At 59.3% G+C, this 16,882-nt stretch carries 15 protein-coding genes and 1 tRNA gene; 9 read left to right on the top strand and 7 right to left on the bottom strand.

From position 1 onward, the window contains the following. Nucleotides 1-218 precede the first annotated feature (218 nt). The 4 genes from VCA57_RS17745 to VCA57_RS17760 all read right to left on the bottom strand — a co-directional run bounded on the left by VCA57_RS17745 (nt 219) and on the right by VCA57_RS17760 (nt 4,210). Nucleotides 219-294, bottom strand: a tRNA-Phe gene (locus VCA57_RS17745). A 287-nt stretch (nt 295-581) separates the two neighbouring features. Further along, complete coding sequence (locus VCA57_RS17750; RefSeq protein ID WP_411186392.1) at nt 582-854, bottom strand: oxidative damage protection protein; 273 nt, start codon at nt 852-854, stop codon at nt 582-584. A 66-nt stretch (nt 855-920) separates the two neighbouring features. Then, nucleotides 921-1,979, bottom strand: a complete 1,059-nt coding sequence (gene mutY / locus VCA57_RS17755) for an A/G-specific adenine glycosylase (RefSeq protein ID WP_411186393.1) — start codon at nt 1,977-1,979, stop codon at nt 921-923. Next, nucleotides 1,976-4,210, bottom strand: a complete 2,235-nt coding sequence (locus VCA57_RS17760; RefSeq protein WP_411186394.1) for an AsmA family protein — start codon at nt 4,208-4,210, stop codon at nt 1,976-1,978. Before VCA57_RS17760 ends, mutY begins: the two co-directional genes overlap by 4 nt. Before the next feature lie 379 nt (nt 4,211-4,589). On the opposite strand from VCA57_RS17760, the gene VCA57_RS17765 reads away from it, so the two are divergent. The 9 genes from VCA57_RS17765 (at nt 4,590) to VCA57_RS17805 (ending at nt 12,315) form a co-directional block, all read left to right on the top strand. Beyond that, nucleotides 4,590-6,248 carry an OFA family MFS transporter gene (locus VCA57_RS17765; RefSeq protein ID WP_411186395.1) on the top strand — a complete coding sequence of 553 codons (1,659 nt, stop codon included), beginning with the start codon at nt 4,590-4,592 and terminating at the stop codon, nt 6,246-6,248. Nucleotides 6,249-6,386: 138 nt separating this feature from the next. After that, nucleotides 6,387-6,980, top strand: a complete 594-nt coding sequence (hisB, locus tag VCA57_RS17770; protein WP_341435723.1) for an imidazoleglycerol-phosphate dehydratase HisB — start codon at nt 6,387-6,389, stop codon at nt 6,978-6,980. Next, nucleotides 6,980-7,618, top strand: coding sequence for an imidazole glycerol phosphate synthase subunit HisH (gene hisH / locus VCA57_RS17775; RefSeq protein ID WP_411186396.1), 639 nt, complete (start codon nt 6,980-6,982; stop codon nt 7,616-7,618). The genes hisB and hisH overlap by 1 nt, the downstream gene beginning before the upstream one ends. Then, the gene (locus tag VCA57_RS17780; RefSeq protein WP_411186397.1) at nt 7,619-7,879 is read left to right on the top strand and encodes a DUF2164 domain-containing protein; all 261 of its coding nucleotides are present in this window, start codon (nt 7,619-7,621) and stop codon (nt 7,877-7,879) included. A 36-nt stretch (nt 7,880-7,915) separates the two neighbouring features. Further along, nucleotides 7,916-8,653, top strand: coding sequence for a 1-(5-phosphoribosyl)-5-[(5-phosphoribosylamino)methylideneamino]imidazole-4-carboxamide isomerase (gene hisA / locus VCA57_RS17785; protein WP_411186398.1), 738 nt, complete (start codon nt 7,916-7,918; stop codon nt 8,651-8,653). Nucleotides 8,654-8,765: 112 nt separating this feature from the next. After that, a complete protein-coding gene (gene hisF / locus VCA57_RS17790; protein WP_274087639.1) occupies nt 8,766-9,536 on the top strand; it encodes an imidazole glycerol phosphate synthase subunit HisF in 771 nt (256 codons plus the stop codon). A 295-nt stretch (nt 9,537-9,831) separates the two neighbouring features. Further along, the gene (locus tag VCA57_RS17795; protein ID WP_411186482.1) at nt 9,832-10,569 is read left to right on the top strand and encodes a substrate-binding periplasmic protein; all 738 of its coding nucleotides are present in this window, start codon (nt 9,832-9,834) and stop codon (nt 10,567-10,569) included. A 98-nt stretch (nt 10,570-10,667) separates the two neighbouring features. After that, nucleotides 10,668-11,423 carry a substrate-binding periplasmic protein gene (locus tag VCA57_RS17800; protein WP_411186399.1) on the top strand — a complete coding sequence of 252 codons (756 nt, stop codon included), beginning with the start codon at nt 10,668-10,670 and terminating at the stop codon, nt 11,421-11,423. Nucleotides 11,424-11,559: 136 nt separating this feature from the next. Then, nucleotides 11,560-12,315 carry a substrate-binding periplasmic protein gene (locus VCA57_RS17805; RefSeq protein WP_411186400.1) on the top strand — a complete coding sequence of 252 codons (756 nt, stop codon included), beginning with the start codon at nt 11,560-11,562 and terminating at the stop codon, nt 12,313-12,315. Nucleotides 12,316-12,388: 73 nt separating this feature from the next. Here the strand turns inward: VCA57_RS17805 and VCA57_RS17810 are convergent, their stop codons facing one another. From VCA57_RS17810 to gpmI, 3 genes are all read right to left on the bottom strand, one after another. Continuing rightward, complete coding sequence (locus VCA57_RS17810; protein ID WP_411186401.1) at nt 12,389-13,690, bottom strand: S41 family peptidase; 1,302 nt, start codon at nt 13,688-13,690, stop codon at nt 12,389-12,391. A 115-nt stretch (nt 13,691-13,805) separates the two neighbouring features. Next, the gene (locus VCA57_RS17815; RefSeq protein ID WP_411186402.1) at nt 13,806-15,047 is read right to left on the bottom strand and encodes a murein hydrolase activator EnvC family protein; all 1,242 of its coding nucleotides are present in this window, start codon (nt 15,045-15,047) and stop codon (nt 13,806-13,808) included. Between the two features lie 159 nt (nt 15,048-15,206). After that, nucleotides 15,207-16,742, bottom strand: coding sequence for a 2,3-bisphosphoglycerate-independent phosphoglycerate mutase (gene gpmI, locus VCA57_RS17820; RefSeq protein ID WP_411186403.1), 1,536 nt, complete (start codon nt 16,740-16,742; stop codon nt 15,207-15,209). Nucleotides 16,743-16,882 lie beyond the last annotated feature (140 nt).

The raw sequence follows: 16,882 nt of genomic DNA on the forward strand, positions 1-16,882 counted from the left end.
AAAATCACTTGGCGCATGCGGTTCAAATACAGTTCGCCGCATTCGTCCTGGCGTGCAGTCGCATCGTGATCTTGGGGCTTCGGTGTTATAGGCAGTCAGCGCATGTATGTCAGCGTGCGCTTTTGACGGTGCTGAACATGGCGCAGGGTGAGCGAGGTCGCCAGCTTTTCCTGCAGATAGAAAAAAGGCCCACATCGCTGTGAGCCTTTTTCTGTATTTGGTGCCCGGGGACGGAATCGAACCGCCGACACGGGGATTTTCAATCCCCTGCTCTACCGACTGAGCTACCCGGGCTAACGGGGCGCTATTAGACGGATTTAGAGGGGGGGTGTCAAGCGTGAGTTTGAAAAATATTTAATTAATACGGGCGGTTAGGTCCGAGTGTTGAGAAATGACGGCTGGCATGGGGTAGCCCGGATGCAATCCGGGAGATTTTTCAGGAGGCGGATTTTCCCGGATTTGATCCGGGCTACAGCGGCGGAGCAGGTTCGGCATTGTGGGAGGGGCTTTAGCCGCGATGGGGTCGGTCGACGTCGCCGCTAAAGCGCAATGCCGCCCAGCGCCTCCCACTGTGTGGCAGGTTATTCGCTCGGTGGTACGTAGCCGTCGGCTTTGGCGTATTCCTCGCCGGAGAGGAATTTGTCCATCTCGGCCTGGAGGAATTTGCGGTCTTCGGCGTTCATCATGTTCAGGCGGCGTTCGTTGATCAGCAGGGTTTGGTGCTTCTGCCATTCGTCCCAGGCTTGCTTGGAGACGTTGTTGAAGATGTCTTCACCTTTTGCGCCTGGATACGGTGGGCGCTCCAGGCCGGGGAGTTCCTGCTTGTGTTTGCGGCACTGTACGGTGCGGGTCATGGTGGTTCTCCAGTGTTCTGTGGTGGTGCTGGCTGGCCGTTGAGAAATTATCTACGGCAACATTTCTCAATGGCCTGTGAGAGCGTCGGCCGCGCGCTTCAGCAGTTTTTTCACCGGGGCAGCAAGGCCCAGGCGCGGCGGGGTGGCGAGGTTATACCAGAGCCAGTCGGCCTCGGCCACGGCGGCTGGGGCGGCGTCGACCTGGATCAGCCAGGGTTCGATGGCCAGTTGAAAGTGGCTAAAGGTGTGGGTCAGTTCGGCTTGCGCCAGGCGCGTGCCTAAGCGCAGATCATGGCGGCTGGCCAGGTCGTCGAGGCCTTGCAGGTTGTCGAGTTCCGGCAGGCTCCAGAGGCCGCCCCAGAGGCCGCTGGACGGGCGGCGATAGAGCAGCACTTCGCCGTGGCGATTGGCGAATATCGGCATCAGTGTGCGCTTCTGCGGCAGTGCCTTGCGTGGCTTGGCGATGGGGTAGCGGATCTCCAAACCGAGCAGGTGCGCTTGGCAGCCGCTTTGTAGTGGGCAAAGCAGGCAGCTGGGTTTGCTGCGGGTGCAGAGGGTGGCACCGAGGTCCATCATCGCTTGGGTGTAGTTATTCACGCGCTCATGCGGGGTAAAGCGCTCGGCTACGTCCCATAGCTGCTTGGCGACTTTCGGCTCGCCTGGGTAGCCTTCTTGGGCGACGTAGCGGGCCAGTACGCGCTTGACGTTGCCGTCGAGGATCGGCGCGCGCAGGCCCATGCTGAGGCTGGCAATGGCGCCGGCGGTGGAGCGGCCGATGCCGGGAAGTTCGGTGAGCTGGTCGGTATCACGCGGGAATTCGCCGGCATGTTCGCGCATGACGATTTGCGCGGTTTTCTGCAGGTTGCGTGCGCGGGTGTAGTAGCCGAGGCCGGTCCACAGGTGCAGCACTTCGTCTTCCGGCGCGCTGGCCAGGTCGTTTACCGTGGGTAAGGCGGCCATAAAGCGGTCGAAGTAGCCGAGCACGGTGCTGACCTGGGTTTGCTGCAGCATGATTTCCGAAACCCACACGCGGTAAGGTGTGATGCCCTGTTGCCAGGGCAGGTCTTTGCGGCCGTGGCGGTCATACCAGTCGAGTACGGCGCTGGAGAATTGCTCGGGGCTCATCGCTTGAACAGGCCCTTGAGTGCGTCTTTCAGCTCGGGGCTGACTTTGTCGCCGAGCTTCTCTTCAAGCTTCTCGCTGATTTTGTCGCCGGCCAGTTTCGCGGCAACTTTGCCCAGGCCGTCTTGATCCAGGCGGCAGGCTTTGCCGCCCATTTCCAGCGGGCCACGGCAGCGCACTGGCCATTCGATGCCGACATAGCGCTCGTTGACCTGGCAGGCCGGGTCGGGCATCTCGCGTTGGTCGCCGATGACGGTGATGCCGACGCGGTAATCGAGGCCAAGGATGCGCAGGTCGACGTCACCATTGCCGCTTACCGCCAGGCCTGGAATGCGCGCGTTAAGGTCTGGGTTGTGGGCGACGCCATTGCGGATGGTCAGGCTGCCTTGCAGGGCCTCGAACGGGGTGTTTTTACCGCGTGGGTCGCTGCTCAGGGCTTTGCGGTTGAGGGTGGCAATGCCACGGCACAACTGCTGTTCAAGGTTGGCGTCGATCAGTACGCCGTCATTGAGCACAAAGCTGGCGTCGCCATTGAGGCCTTCGACCCAGGCGCGCTGGCTGTTGCCGCTGGTTTTCAGGTTGGCTTTGAGGTCGAGCAGGCCTTTGATCGGTGAGGGCTGGTCAGGCTTTTTCAGGAAGGGTTCGATCTGAATGCCGCGCAGGTTTTTCTGCACGCTGAGCAGTGGTACGGCGGGGCGTACGTCGATGCTGGCTTGGGCATCAAAGCTGCCGGTGCCGATCTTGCCGCGGGCGTCTTGCAGGGTCAGCAGGCCGTCTTTGCTCTGCGCTTTGATGCTGAAGCCGTCGATGGCTTGCTGGTCAACGGTGAGCTGGTCAAGGCTGAGGTTGAGTTGTGCGTCCAGCTTGCGCAGGGCGGCAATCGGCAGCACTTCTGCGCTGCTCCAGGCTTGTTGGGTCGGTGCGTCAGGCAGCGGCGTGCTGCCGCTTTCCCCGGCGCTGGCGACGCTGGCTTTGACCTCGGCCTGGCGTGCGGCGCTAGCATCTTGGGCCTCTTTGGAGGGGGCGGGCAGGTAGCGATCAAGGTTCAGTTGGTCGCCTTTGAGCTGCACGCGCAGGGCCTGTTTGGCGAAGTCGGCAATCGCCAGTTGGCCGTTGAAGCTGCTGTCGTCGAGTTTCAGCTTGAGGTCTTCGAGGGTCAGGCTGTTGTCGGTGCCGCTGAGGCGGGTGACCAGCTCGAATTCCTTGAGGGTTTTTTCATCGGCCATCGGCGGTAGTTTCTGGCCGATGGTGGCGAGGAATTCGCGCAGGTTAAGCGGGGCGATGGACAGGCCGCCGCTGAGCTTTGGTTGTGTGGTGAGGTCGCGTACTTTCAGTTCGCCAAGGGCGCGCAGCTGGTTGCCGGAGAACTTCAAACCGTTCCATTCGGCAATATTGGCGGCTAGGTCAACCAGCAGTTGGCCTTGGGCGGAGTAGGTCAGGGTTTGGCCATCAAGGGGTTCGCCGGAGACTTCGCCAGAGAGCTTGGCGTCTTCCAGTTGGTAGCGTTTGAGGGCGCGGTCAAAGCGCAGCTCTCCCTGTAGCTCGCTGCGGGCACGCAATACCGGCTTGTTGAGACCGAAAAAGGCGCTGAGTTTGATCGGCACGCTCGCGCCTTCGCGGATTGCGCCGGTGGTCAGTTGGATGCTCTCAGCGCTGTATTGCTGGCCCTTTTGCACGTTGTGGTAGTCGATGCGTGCGCTGTTGACGATCAGGCTGTCGATATCCAGTTTCAGCGGCTGGCTGCTGCTTTCTGGTTCGGCTGGGGGGCTTTCAGTTGGTGCGTTGTTGCCGTTGGTGCTCGCTGCGTTGGCCGCTGTAGTCGCGGCGTTGGCTGGCTTGCCGACATCTTCCCAGTTGCTGTGGCCTTTTTCGTCGATTTGCAGGTTGAGGTTGAGGCCATCAATGCGGATGTCGCTCATCTGCACTTCTTTGCGCAGCAGCGGCAGTACGCGCACCGAGAGGCCAAGCAGACGCAGGTCGGCAAAGGGTTTGTCCGGGGTGCTGGTGCTGGCCAGGGTGGCGTCAGTCAGCTCGAGGCCCAGCCAGGGGAATAGGCTCCAGCCGATATCGCCATTGAGGGTCAGTTCTAGATTGGCCTTTTCGCGGGCAAGCTGGCGGATTTCGTCTTTGTAGTCGTTGGGATCGAACAGGTGGGTGAGGGCAAAGCCCAGTGCCACGATGATCAGCAAGAGGCCGAGAAAAAACAGGCCGAGGATTTTGCCGAGCGCTTTCATGTGCGAATCCTTGTTTCGAAGCGAGAGGGTGAAGAGCAGCCGTATTGACCCGCGAGTATAACGCCGAGGTTTTGTCCTGAGCCGATGAAAGTCGCCGTTTGTACGGCGATTTTGCAAGCGGCTTTTACTGTTTGCCCGGCCGGTCTGGGCGCGGCGGGCGTTGGTTGGCTCGCTAGCGAGTAGTTAGATGTGCGCGTTTTGATCGGTAAGTTGGCAGCCGGTTCCCTGTTTGTTGCGCAGGTTGGCAGGCGCTGTGCTTGATGCTGGCAGGTGCTCTGGAGCGGTGCTACGCTCCGCGCCGGTTGGTTTTGCAGGCTGGCTGTATCCAGCAGGCTGTGAGCCCAATGCCTTCGTGCCAACATAACTAGAGAATAATTTAATGACTGACGCTCCCGTATCTGACGGCGCTTCAGCGACGCCTGGATTTCTATCCAAGGCGCGCATTATCGCCAAGCCCGGTTTCAATCGTTGGTTGGTTCCGCCAGCCGCCCTGGCCATTCACCTGTGCATTGGCATGGCGTATGGCTTTTCTGTGTTCTGGCTGCCGTTGTCCAAGGCAATTGGTATCACTGCCCCGATGGTTTGTGGCGCGGATGTTGGGTTTTTCGAGCAGATTTTTGCCAGCAACTGCGACTGGCAGATCTCCATGCTTGGCTGGATTTACACCCTGTTCTTCGTTTTCCTCGGTTGTTCGGCTGCCATCTGGGGTGGCTGGCTTGAACATGCTGGCCCGCGCAAGGCGGGTGTGGTTTCCGCATTGTGCTGGTGCGGTGGCCTGCTGATTTCCGCATTGGGTATCTATACCCACCAGATCTGGCTGTTGTGGCTGGGGTCGGGGGTCATTGGCGGTATCGGCCTGGGGTTGGGCTACATCTCCCCGGTTTCGACCCTGATCAAGTGGTTCCCGGATAAGCGCGGCATGGCCACGGGTATGGCGATCATGGGCTTCGGTGGTGGTGCGATGGTTGGTGCACCCCTGGCGGCGCTGCTGATGAACCATTTCGCTAGCGACACCGGTGTGGGTGTGTGGCAGACCTTCGTGGTGATGGCGGTTATCTACTTTGTCTTCATGATCGGTGGGGCGCTGTCGTATCGCGTACCACCAACCGGCTGGAAGCCAGCAGGTTGGGTCGCTCCGGTGGCCAAAGCTAACAATGCGATGATCACCAAGGGTCATGTGCACGTTAATACTGCATCGAAAACTCCGCAGTTTTGGCTGGTTTGGGCCGTGCTGTGCCTGAACGTTTCGGCCGGTATCGGCATCATTGGTATGGCTTCGCCACTGTTGCAGGAAGTGTTTGCCGGCAAGCTGATCGGTAATAACTTGTCGTTTAACCAGCTGGATGCTGGGCAACTGGCGCAGATCGCCGCGATTGCCGCTGGGTTTACCGGTTTGCTGAGCCTGTTCAACATCGGTGGCCGCTTCTTCTGGGCGTCGTTCTCCGATTTGATCGGCCGCAAGGCGACCTACTTTGTGTTCTTCGCGCTGGGCTTCGTGCTCTATGCGCTGGTGCCATGGACCGGTCACCTGGGCAGCGTTGCCTTCTTCGTGTTCAGCTTCTGCTTGATCCTGTCGATGTACGGCGGCGGTTTTGCCACCGTGCCGGCCTACCTGGCGGACCTGTTCGGTACGCAGATGGTTGGTGCAATCCATGGTCGTCTGCTGACTGCTTGGGCGGCGGCAGGTGTGCTGGGTCCAGTGTTGGTTAACTACCTGCGCGAATACCAGCTGAGCATCGGTGTGGAGAAGGCGGCAGCCTATGACATCACCCTGTATATCCTGGCTGGCCTGCTGGTGCTGGGCTTCATCTGCAACGCCATGGTGCGTCCGGTGGCAGACAAGCACTTTATGACCGATGCCGAGCTGGCCGCTGAGCGTGCGCACGGCGAGAAAGCTGCGCCAGCTGCGGGCGAGCTGGAGTGGTCGGCAAACCCTGCGAGCAAGCCAATGGTTATCGCTGCTTGGCTGGCGGTCGGTATTCCGCTGGCGTGGGGTGTGTGGATCACGCTGCAGAAGACGGTTGTGCTGTTCCAGTAAGCCGCCGTTACCCTGAAAATCCCGCCCGCGCCCCGTGCGCCGGCGGGATTTTTTGTCTCTGCTGTCCTGACTTCAGTGTTGGCGGCTTATCGGCCTATAATGTCGGCCCTTTCGCCCAACGATTTTCTGGAGCTGGTGATGGCCGAACGTACGGCATCCGTCGAGCGCAATACCCTGGAGACGCAGATCAAGGTCTCGATCAACCTGGATGGGACTGGCAAGGCCAAGTTCGATATTGGTGTGCCGTTCCTTGAGCACATGCTCGATCAGATTGCCCGTCACGGCCTGATCGACCTGGATATCCAGTGCAAGGGCGACCTGCATATCGACGACCACCACACCGTGGAAGACGTCGGCATCACCCTCGGCCAGGCCTTCACCAAGGCCATCGGCGACAAAAAAGGCATGACCCGTTACGGCCATTCCTACGTGCCGCTGGATGAAGCGTTGTCGCGTGTGGTGATCGACTTCTCCGGGCGTCCTGGCCTGCAGATGCATGTGCCGTTCACCCGCGCCGTGGTCGGTGGCTTCGACGTGGACTTGTTCCAGGAGTTTTTCCAGGGCTTCGTTAACCACGCGCTGGTTAGTCTGCACATCGATAACCTGCGTGGCACCAACACTCACCACCAGATCGAGACGGTATTCAAAGCCTTCGGTCGTGCCCTGCGCATGGCGGTTGAATTGGACCCGCGCATGGCCGGGCAAATGCCGTCGACCAAAGGCGTGCTCTGATGCAAACGGTAGCCGTCATCGACTACGGCATGGGCAACCTGCACTCGGTGGCCAAGGCGCTTGAGCACGTCGGTGCCGGCAAGGTGCTGGTGACCAGTGATGCTCAGGTGATTCGCGAAGCCGACCGCGTGGTGTTCCCCGGTGTGGGAGCGATCCGCGATTGCATGGCTGAGATCAAGCGCCTGGGCTTTGATGAGCTGGTGCGTGAAGTCAGCGCCGATCGGCCGTTTCTCGGCATTTGTGTGGGCATGCAGGCCTTGCTGGAACGCAGTGAAGAGAACGATGGTGTTGATTGCATCGGTCTGTTTCCCGGTCAAGTACGCTTCTTCGGCAAGGGCATGGTCGAAGACGGCGAGCCGCTGAAGGTGCCGCACATGGGCTGGAATGAAGTGGCGCAGGCGGTCAAACACCCGCTGTGGCACAACATCCCTGACCTTGCGCGTTTTTACTTCGTGCACAGCTATTACGTCGAGGCCGGCAACCCCAAGCAGGTGGTGGGTCGCGGCCATTACGGCAAGGATTTCGCGGCAGCCCTGGCCGACGGCTCGCGCTTTGCCGTGCAGTTTCACCCAGAGAAGAGCCACACCCACGGCTTGCAGCTACTGCAAAACTTCGCTGCTTGGGATGGACGCTGGTAAATGGCCAGGGCCAAGACTAAGCCGCCGATCATGACCTTGAACGCCGAGCAGGAGCGTGAAGCCTGTTTGGCGATCAAGCGCTTTATGGCTGATCGCTTCGAGCTGGAGTTGGGCAGTTTCGAGGCCGCCGAGGTGCTTGAACTGTTTGCCCGTGAAGTTGCACCGCACTATTACAACCGGGCGGTTTTTGATGTGCAGACTCACCTGAAAGAACGGTTCGAGAGCATCGAAAGCGACCTTTGGGCGCTCGAAAAGAGCTGACCTACCGAATTTACAAGACTTGAGCAGGTTCAACCGATGCTGATTATCCCCGCTATCGATCTGAAGGACGGCGCTTGCGTGCGTCTACGCCAGGGCCGCATGGAAGATTCCACGGTGTTTTCCGATGACCCGGTGAGCATGGCCGCCAAGTGGGTTGAGGGCGGCTGCCGTCGTCTGCACCTGGTTGACCTCAATGGTGCCTTCGAAGGTCAGCCGGTCAATGGCGAAGTGGTGACGGCTATCGCCAAGCGCTACCCGCATTTGCCGATCCAGATTGGCGGCGGTATCCGCTCGCTGGAAACCATCGAGCATTACGTCAAAGCCGGCGTTAGCTACGTGATCATCGGCACCAAAGCGGTAAAAGATCCGCAGTTCGTCACCGACGCCTGCAAAGCCTTTCCAGGCAAGGTGATTGTTGGCCTGGATGCCAAAGACGGCTTTGTCGCCACCGACGGCTGGGCCGAAGTGTCCACCGTGCAGGCCACTGATTTGGCCAAGCGTTTTGAGGCCGACGGCGTCAGCGCCATCGTTTATACCGACATCGCCAAAGACGGCATGATGCAGGGCTGCAACGTCGAAGCCACTGCGGCTCTGGCTGCGGCTAGCCGCATTCCGGTGATCGCCTCGGGCGGCATCCATAACCTGAGTGATATCGAGAAGCTGCTGCTGGCGCGTTCGCCTGGCATCGTCGGCGCAATCACTGGCCGGGCGATTTACGAAGGCACTTTGGATGTGGCTGAGGCGCAGGCTTTCTGCGACGCCTTCAAGGGCTAAGCCGTAGGATGGGTTAGCCGCGTAGCGGCGTAACCCATCACTTACCACCAGATCGATGGGTATCGCTGCGCTCAGCGGAACGCCGCCCGCCCCATCCAACGAGAGCATTGTTATGGCACTGGCTAAACGCATCATCCCCTGCCTCGACGTTGATAACGGCCGCGTGGTCAAAGGCGTGCAGTTCGAGAACATTCGCGATGCCGGTGACCCGGTGGAAATCGCTCGGCGCTATGACGAGCAGGGTGCCGATGAAATTACCTTCCTCGACATCACTGCCAGCGTCGACGGCCGCGACACCACTTTGCACACCGTTGAGCGCATGGCCAGCCAGGTGTTTATCCCGCTGACTGTCGGTGGTGGCGTGCGCACCGTGATGGACATTCGCAACCTGCTCAATGCCGGTGCGGACAAAGTCTCAATCAACACGGCAGCGGTGTTTACCCCTGAGTTTGTTGGCGAAGCCGCCTCGCGCTTTGGCTCGCAGTGTATCGTCGTCGCTATCGATGCCAAGCGAGTCTCCAAGCCGGGCGAAACCCCGCGCTGGGAAATATTCACCCACGGCGGACGTAAGCCAACCGGCCTGGATGCCGTGCTCTGGGCGAAGAAAATGGAAGACCTCGGAGCTGGCGAAATTCTCCTGACCAGCATGGATCAGGACGGCGTAAAGAGCGGCTACGACCTTGGCGTAACCCGCGCCATTAGCGAGATGGTCGGTATCCCGGTGATCGCCTCCGGTGGCGTCGGCAACCTGCAGCATCTGGCCGACGGCATTATTGAAGGTAAAGCCGCTGCAGTGCTGGCGGCGAGCATCTTTCACTTCGGTGAATACACCGTGCCGGAAGCCAAGGCGTATATGGCCAGTCGCGGTATCGTCGTCCGCTAACGTAGGCCTGCTGGGCGCGCCGCAATGGCGCGTCCGCGCGACTTGCTGGCTAGGGTGCAGGTCCTCTTAGTACGGCGCCTTTCTGTTGTATCGCTCCTGTCCTTACTCGCTCGTCAGGCCCACTCAGGGCTTCTCCTTGCTGGCCGGCAGCCTTGCCGGGCACTGCTGCGGCCAAGTCGACAGCAAAACGCCGATTCGCCCACTAAAATCAGTCTGTTGGTGTCTGGGGCTGATGCATCGATTGCTCTTGGCCGCCCTATTTCCTTTTTATGGCCTGTCCATATACGGAGCACTCATGTTTGCTACTCGGCTAATCATTGCGCTATGGCTACTCTCGGTCGCCAGTGGGCTGCGGGCGGAACCGTTGGTGCTGCTTACTGAAAACCTTCCTCCGTTGAGTATGGCGGCCAATGGCGGCAACTTCGCCAAGGATGCAGATGTTCAAGGGATCAGTAGCGATACGGTGCGTGCGCTGTGCAATAAAGCGCAGATTGAGTGCCAGTTGATTCTGCGTTTTCCCTGGGATCGGTTGTATAAGCAAGCGCTCGACAATCAGGGCTACGGGCTGTTTTCCACCACGCGCACGCCGGAGCGTGAGGCATTGTTCAAATGGGTCGGGCCGATCGCGACCAGTAACTGGGTGCTGTTAGCCAAGACCGACAGCGCGATCACCGTCGACAATCTGCAGCAGGCCGGTGCGTATCGTATTGGTGGCTATCGCAATGATGCAATTGCACAGTTTCTTACCGAGCGTGGTCTCACGGTACAAAGCAGCCTGCAGGACTGGGAGAACCTCGGCAAGCTAGAGAAGGACGTGATCGACCTCTGGGCCACAGATGAAGTCGTCGGGCGCTATATGGCCAAGCAGTCGCCCCTCGGTGCGCTAAAGGTGGTGCACCGGTTCAATAACGCTGATCTGTATCTGGCGCTAAACAAGGACACGCCTGTCGAACTGGTGCAAAAGTTGCAAAAAGCCCTAGACGATATACTTGTAGAGGATGCGTTGGGCGCTATCAGAGATGGCTATTTGTAAGCGTGGACCGGTCGCATCTGGAGGCAAGGCTATGCTGGGCTAAGTTTGCAGTGCTGGGTATGCTTGTAGGCTGAGTCTTATTTCTGATGTGAGGGGTCATGTTCAAACAACTGCTAGTCGTCATTGTTGGCACCGTTATGGTGCTCGCGGGCAGTGCCCGGGCCGAAGTTGACCCGAATTACCGCGTGGTGCTGCTGACGGAGAATTTCCCGCCGTACAACATGGCAATCAACGGCAAGAATTTCGCGCAAGAGGACAACATCGACGGCATTGCTGTGGACATCATTCGTGAGATGTTCAAGCGCGCCGGTATTCACTACAGCATGACCCTGCGCTTTCCATGGGATCGTATTTATAAGCTGGCGCTGGAGAAGCCCGGTTATGGTGTCTTCGTCACTGCGCACCTGCCAGAGCGCGAAGCGCTGTTCAAGTGGGTCGGGCCGATTGGCCCTGATGATTGGGTCATGCTCGGTAAGCCGGATAGCCGCATCACCCTCAATAGCCTGGATGATGCTAAGCAGTACAAGGTTGGTGCCTACAAAGGCGATGCGATTGCTGAGCACCTGACGGAAAAAGGCCTGGAGCCGCTTACCGCTCTGCGTGACACGGAAAACGCCAAGAAGCTGATGGCTGGTCAGATTGATCTGTGGGCCACTGGTGACCCTGCCGGCCGCTACCTGGCTAAGCAGGAGGGCATTTCCGGGCTAAAAACGATTTTGCGTTTTGACAGTGCCGAGTTGTACTTGGCACTTAACAAAGAAGTACCGGATGAAGTTGTGCAGAAGTTACAGGCCGAGTTGGACAAGATGCGCAGCGAAGGCTATGTCGACGACATTCTGAGCAGCTACCTGTAGTACTTAATACCAGTGAGCTGGCCACAAGCCGGCTCACGGCCATGGATGGTTGACGCCAAGCACCATACGTCGCCGGGCACCCGTCCGAGCAAGGATGCCGCGAGCCATAATCACAAGCATGCGAGCGGAATGACCTATGTTGAAAACCCTGAAAGCCGGCCTGTTATTCGGACTTGTTCTAAGTGCCTGCGCAGCCCGCGCAGAGCTTCCAGTTGATTACAAAGTGGTGTTGCTCACCGAGAACTTCCCGCCGTTCAACATGGCGGTGGACGATAAGAACTTTGCCCGCGATGACGGGATCGACGGTATCAGTGCCGAGATCGTACGGGCGATGTTCAAGCGGGCCGGTATCAAGTACACCCTGACGCTGCGTTTCCCTTGGGATCGGCTCTATCGCCTGACTCTGGATAAGCCCAACTACGGTTTGTTCTCCACCACTTTCACCGCCGAGCGTCAGCCGCTGTTCAAATGGGTGGGGCCGTTGGCGAAGACTGGCTGGGTGCTATTGGCCGCACCGGGCAACAACATTACGGTCGGTAGTCTTAAGGATGCTGCGCAGTACCAGATCGGTGCTTACAAAAACGATGCGGTTAGCCAGCATTTGGAAAGCCAAGGGTTGAAACCGAACAACGCCCTGCGCGATCAGGAAAACATCAAGAAGCTGCTCAGCGGCAAGATCGACTTGTGGGCAACCACTGACCCGGTTGGGCGTTACCTGGCCAAGCAGGAAGGCGTGAGTGGTTTGAATACTGCGCTGCGCTTTAACGAGGCTGAGTTGTATCTGGCGCTCAACAAGGACACCCCGGATGAGGTGGTAGAACGTTTGCAGAAGGCTCTCGACGAGCTGCGCGCCGAAGGCTTTGTTGATGAGATGACGAATAACTACCTGTAGACCTTCATTGCAGGTAATAAAAAGCCCGGCTTGAGTTACTCAGCGCCGGGCTTTTCTTTGCTACTGGCAGGCTTTATTCACCACGCGTGACGTTCAGTCCTTTGAGCAGGTTAAGTGCCTGGCTCAGTTGGTAGTCGTCATCCTGCGGGCGTTTTGCTGCAGTGGTTTTGCCCTTGCTCGGCTTGTCAGCACCGCCGTTGCCGTTGCCCAGATGACCTTGTAGGTCGGCTTCCTTGATGCTGCTGTCATCCTGCTCACGGGTCAGCTTGGCGCGCTTCACTTCGATGTCAGGGACAATGCCCTGAGCCTGGATTGAGCGACCGTTGGGGGTGAAGTACAGCGCAGTGGTGAGCTTCAGAGCGCGGTCGTTATTCAGTGGCAGCACGGTTTGTACTGAGCCCTTGCCAAAACTATCGGTGCCCATCAGCACGCCGCGCTTGTGATCCTGTAAAGCGCCGGCGACGATTTCCGAGGCAGAAGCGCTGCCGCCATTGATCAGCACCACCAATGGCACGCCTTCGCTGGCGTCGGCCGGGTCGGCGTTGAAGCGCAGTTCGGAGTTGGCGATGCGGCCTTCGGTGTAAACAATCAGACCCTTTTTGAGGAAGTGGTCGGTAACTTCCACTGCCGCCTGCAGCACGCCGCCGGGGTTGTTGCGCAGGTCGAGGACGATGCCGCTGAGCTTTTTGCCGTTGTCTTTGCGAAGCTTGGCCAGAGCTTTGCCGACTTCTTCGCCACTGTTGACCTGGAATTGGGTGATGCGGATGTAGCCGTAGCCGTCGTCAAGCAGCTGGCTTTTCACGCTTTTGACCTTGATCACCGCGCGCGTTAGCTCTACGTCGAACGGCTTACCGCCTTCGCGTACCAGGGTCAGCTCGATATCGCTGCCGGCCTTGCCGCGCATCTTATCCACGGCTTCCATCAGCGACAGGCCCTTGGTCGGCTGGCCGTCGATTTTCACGATTAAGTCGCCTGGCTGAATGCCCGCTGCGGCGGCAGGGGTGTCGTCAATCGGTGACACCACCTTGAGAAAACCGTCTTCGGTGCCTAGCTCTATGCCCAGGCCGCCAAATTCACCGCTGGTGCTTTCCTGCAGGTCGCGAAAGGCTTCCGGCTCCAGATAAGCCGAATGCGGATCAAGGTTGCTGAGCATGCCTTTGATCGCGTTTTCCAGCAGGGTCTTGTCGCTGACCGGCTCGACATAGGCGGATTTGATGCGGTCCATCACCTCGGCGAAGGTGCGCAGCTCATCCAGCGGCAGTGGCGCGCTGTCATTGGCTGTAGCGGGGGCTTCAGCCGGCGCGGCCAAGGCGGCAGTGCCGCCCAATAGGGTAACGGCCAGCGCGAGAGCGGTGAGGCGGAACAGATGCGGCATGTCGAACTTACTCCTGGTCCTGAATCGGTAGTCGCGGCGTGGAGGCCGTTGATGAAGCTAGCTGCGTTGTCGCTGCGTCGCTAACAACAGGCGCGCGGCGCGTTCAAACAGTCTGTTAGCCCTGCGCGCGGCACCATTGGGCTGGGTCGATGGCGCGGCCCTGTTGGCGAATTGCAAAATACAGTGCTGGTGTTTCCTGGCCGCCGCTGTTGCCAACGGTGGCGATTGCTTCACCGGCCTTAACGATGTCACCGGCATCCTTGAGCAGACTTTGGTTGTGCCCGTAGAGGCTCAGGTAACCGTTGCCATGATCGAGAATGACCAGAAGGCCTGAGCCGCGCAACCAGTCAGCAAACACCACGCGCCCGCCATGCACGGCGTGCACCTGGCTGCCGGCACTGGCGCCGATCAGAACCCCGTCCCACTTAGTCCTGGCGTCTTCGCCGCGTGGCGTACCGTAACGCGCGACCAAGCGGCCGTTAACTGGCCAGGGTAATTTGCCCCGGGCCTTGGCAAATGGCCCGCCAAAACTAGCTCCGGAGCTGACTAATGGACCGCTGTTGTCCGCTTTAGTGCTGCTGCGTGGCTGCTCACGCTCGGCAAGCAGGGCTTGTTGGCGCGCTGCTTCGGCTTCGCGGGCCTGGCGGGCGAGGGTTTCTTCGATGGTTTTCAGGACGCGCGCCAGGTTGGCTTGTTCCTGCTCGCGGGCCTTGAGCTTCTGGCCGCGGGCGGAGAATTCTTTATTCAGTTTGGCCAGGGCCAGTTGGCGTTCTTTGCGCACATCGGCGAGTTGTTCGCGGCGACCGTCGAGAGCGCTTTTCTGTTGCAGAAGCTGGTCTTTCTGTTGGGCGATATCCTGCTCGACATTAGCCAGTTGGCGCAGCGTCTCATTGAAGGTGGAGAGCTGCTCCATGCGCGCTTCGCTGAGGTAGTCGTAGTAGGTCAGGGTGCGCGAGAACTTTTCCGGGTTCTGCTGGTTGAGCAGCAGTTTGACGTATTCCTGGCGGCCGCTTTGGTAGGCGGCGCGGGCCTGGATGCCAATCAGGCGTTGTTGCTCAATACGCGCGTCTTCAAGTTTTTTTTTCTCGCGATTGAGGCGCTGAATTTCCTCTTCGCTTTTTTGCAGGTCCTGTTGCAGGTCTTTGACCTGCTTTTCCAGCTGCCCCATTTCGCTTTCGGTTTTTTTCAGGTCTTTCTGTACGCCGGATTTCTCCTGCTGCAATTTGTTCAGCAGTTGTTTCAGCTCGCTGACATCGGCGCGGGCGGCATCCAGTTGTTTCTGGGCGTCAGTCTTTTCGTCAGCAATGGCTGGCGTCAGAACGAGGGTGAGAAAAACAGCGGCAAGGGCACGAAACATGGGGCTGGCAGTACCTGGGGCAAGAACGCGTCTAGTATGCCTAAAAAACTGACCGCAAGCTGCAAGTCATAAGTGTTGCGGGCAAGGCTGAATTAACAGCGTGAAGCAGCCAGCACTTTGCCGCAGGCCAAGAATTGCTCATGGCCTGCGGTTAAACGCTTAATTCAGTTCGACAATGCTGGTGCCGGTCATTTCTGCTGGCACGGGCAGGCCCATGAGGGTCAGCAGGGTTGGCGCGACGTCCGCCAGTACGCCGCCGGCACGAATGCTCGCCGGGCGCTTACCGACATAGATGAATGGTACAGGCTCGCAAGTGTGCGCGGTGTGTGCCTGGCCGGTGCTTTCGTCGGCCATTTGCTCGACGTTACCGTGGTCGGCGGTGATCAGTGCTCCGCCACCCACCTTGTCCAGCGCTGTGACGATGCGCCCAACGCAGCTGTCCAGGCACTCTACGGCCGCAACAGCCGCGGAGAACACGCCGGTGTGGCCGACCATGTCGCCGTTGGCGTAGTTGACGATGATCACGTCATAACGCTGGTTTTCGATGGCGTCGACGATCTTGTCGGTGACTTCCGGCGCGCTCATCTGCGGCTGCAGGTCATAGGTGGCGACGTTCGGCGAGGGGATCAGGATGCGTTCTTCGCCCTCAAAGGGCTCTTCACGGCCGCCGGAGAAGAAGAAGGTGACGTGGGCGTACTTCTCGGTCTCGGCAATGCGCAGTTGAGTTTTGCCATTATTGGCCAGGTATTCGCCCAGTACGTTGGTTAGCGCTTCTGGCTTGTAGGCGCTTGGCGTCGGGATACTCGCGGCGTATTGGGTGAGCATGATGAAGCCGGCCAGTTGCGGCACGCGCTTACGCTCGAACTCCTTGAAGCCGGGCTCGACAAAGGCGCGGGTCAGCTCGCGGGCGCGGTCAGCGCGGAAGTTCATAAACACCACGGCGTCGCCATCAGCCATCTGTACGGGCTCGCCGATGGTGGTGGCTTTGACGAATTCATCGCTTTCGTCGCGGGCATAGGCGGCATTCAGGCCTTCTACGGCGCTGGCGGCGTTGAACTGGCCAGTACCGTTGACGATCAGCTCATAGGCCTGCTGCACGCGGTCCCAGCGATTGTCGCGGTCCATGGCGAAGTAGCGTCCGCTGAGGCTGGCGATGCGGCCTTTGCCGAGCTTGGCAAAGGTGGCGTCGAGCAGCTCGATGGACGGCTGCGCGCTGCGTGGCGGGGTGTCGCGGCCGTCAAGGAAGGCGTGCAGGTAGATCTTCTCGGCACCGCGTTGGGCAGCCAGTTCAACCATGGCTACCAGGTGGTCCTGGTGGCTGTGTACACCGCCGTCTGAGAGCAGGCCGAGGATGTGCACGGCTTTGCCTGCGTTTACCGCTTTATCCACGGCGCTGGTGATGGTTGGGTTCTCGAAGAACTCGCCATCGCGAATGGCTTTGGTCACTCGGGTGAAGTCTTGATACACCACGCGGCCCGCGCCAAGGTTCATGTGGCCAACCTCGGAATTACCCATTTGGCCGTCTGGTAAGCCTACGTCCATGCCTGAACCTGAGATCAGGCCATTTGGCTGGGTGGCGCGCAGATGGTCGTAGACCGGTGTGTTGGCCGCCATGATGGCGTTGGACTCTGGGTTGTCACTGTGGCCGAAGCCATCGAGGATGATCAGTACCAGTGGTTTGGGCGTGGCGCTCATAAAGCTGGCTCGCTCTGGGTCGAAGGGCAGGTTATAAGGGTGGGCAGTTTACGGCCAAGTGCGGCAAACGTCACCGCCGCGCGGGGTTTGGTCGGCTTGTGTGGCTGTGTATACTGGCCGACATTTTACCGTTCCGGAAC

Source organism: Pseudomonas sp. (assembly GCF_046581935.1).
In the GTDB taxonomy this organism is placed as follows: Bacteria; Pseudomonadota; Gammaproteobacteria; order Pseudomonadales; family Pseudomonadaceae; genus Aquipseudomonas.

Coding starts and splice junctions, on each gene's coding strand:
- VCA57_RS17750 (WP_411186392.1), bottom strand. CDS start 854: ATGACCCGCACCGTACAGTGCCGCAAACACAAGCAGGAACTCCCCGGC.
- mutY (WP_411186393.1), bottom strand. CDS start 1,979: ATGAGCCCCGAGCAATTCTCCAGCGCCGTACTCGACTGGTATGACCGC.
- VCA57_RS17760 (WP_411186394.1), bottom strand. CDS start 4,210: ATGAAAGCGCTCGGCAAAATCCTCGGCCTGTTTTTTCTCGGCCTCTTG.
- VCA57_RS17765 (WP_411186395.1), top strand. CDS start 4,590: ATGACTGACGCTCCCGTATCTGACGGCGCTTCAGCGACGCCTGGATTT.
- hisB (WP_341435723.1), top strand. CDS start 6,387: ATGGCCGAACGTACGGCATCCGTCGAGCGCAATACCCTGGAGACGCAG.
- hisH (WP_411186396.1), top strand. CDS start 6,980: ATGCAAACGGTAGCCGTCATCGACTACGGCATGGGCAACCTGCACTCG.
- VCA57_RS17780 (WP_411186397.1), top strand. CDS start 7,619: ATGGCCAGGGCCAAGACTAAGCCGCCGATCATGACCTTGAACGCCGAG.
- hisA (WP_411186398.1), top strand. CDS start 7,916: ATGCTGATTATCCCCGCTATCGATCTGAAGGACGGCGCTTGCGTGCGT.
- hisF (WP_274087639.1), top strand. CDS start 8,766: ATGGCACTGGCTAAACGCATCATCCCCTGCCTCGACGTTGATAACGGC.
- VCA57_RS17795 (WP_411186482.1), top strand. CDS start 9,832: ATGTTTGCTACTCGGCTAATCATTGCGCTATGGCTACTCTCGGTCGCC.
- VCA57_RS17800 (WP_411186399.1), top strand. CDS start 10,668: ATGTTCAAACAACTGCTAGTCGTCATTGTTGGCACCGTTATGGTGCTC.
- VCA57_RS17805 (WP_411186400.1), top strand. CDS start 11,560: ATGTTGAAAACCCTGAAAGCCGGCCTGTTATTCGGACTTGTTCTAAGT.
- VCA57_RS17810 (WP_411186401.1), bottom strand. CDS start 13,690: ATGCCGCATCTGTTCCGCCTCACCGCTCTCGCGCTGGCCGTTACCCTA.
- VCA57_RS17815 (WP_411186402.1), bottom strand. CDS start 15,047: ATGTTTCGTGCCCTTGCCGCTGTTTTTCTCACCCTCGTTCTGACGCCA.
- gpmI (WP_411186403.1), bottom strand. CDS start 16,742: ATGAGCGCCACGCCCAAACCACTGGTACTGATCATCCTCGATGGCTTC.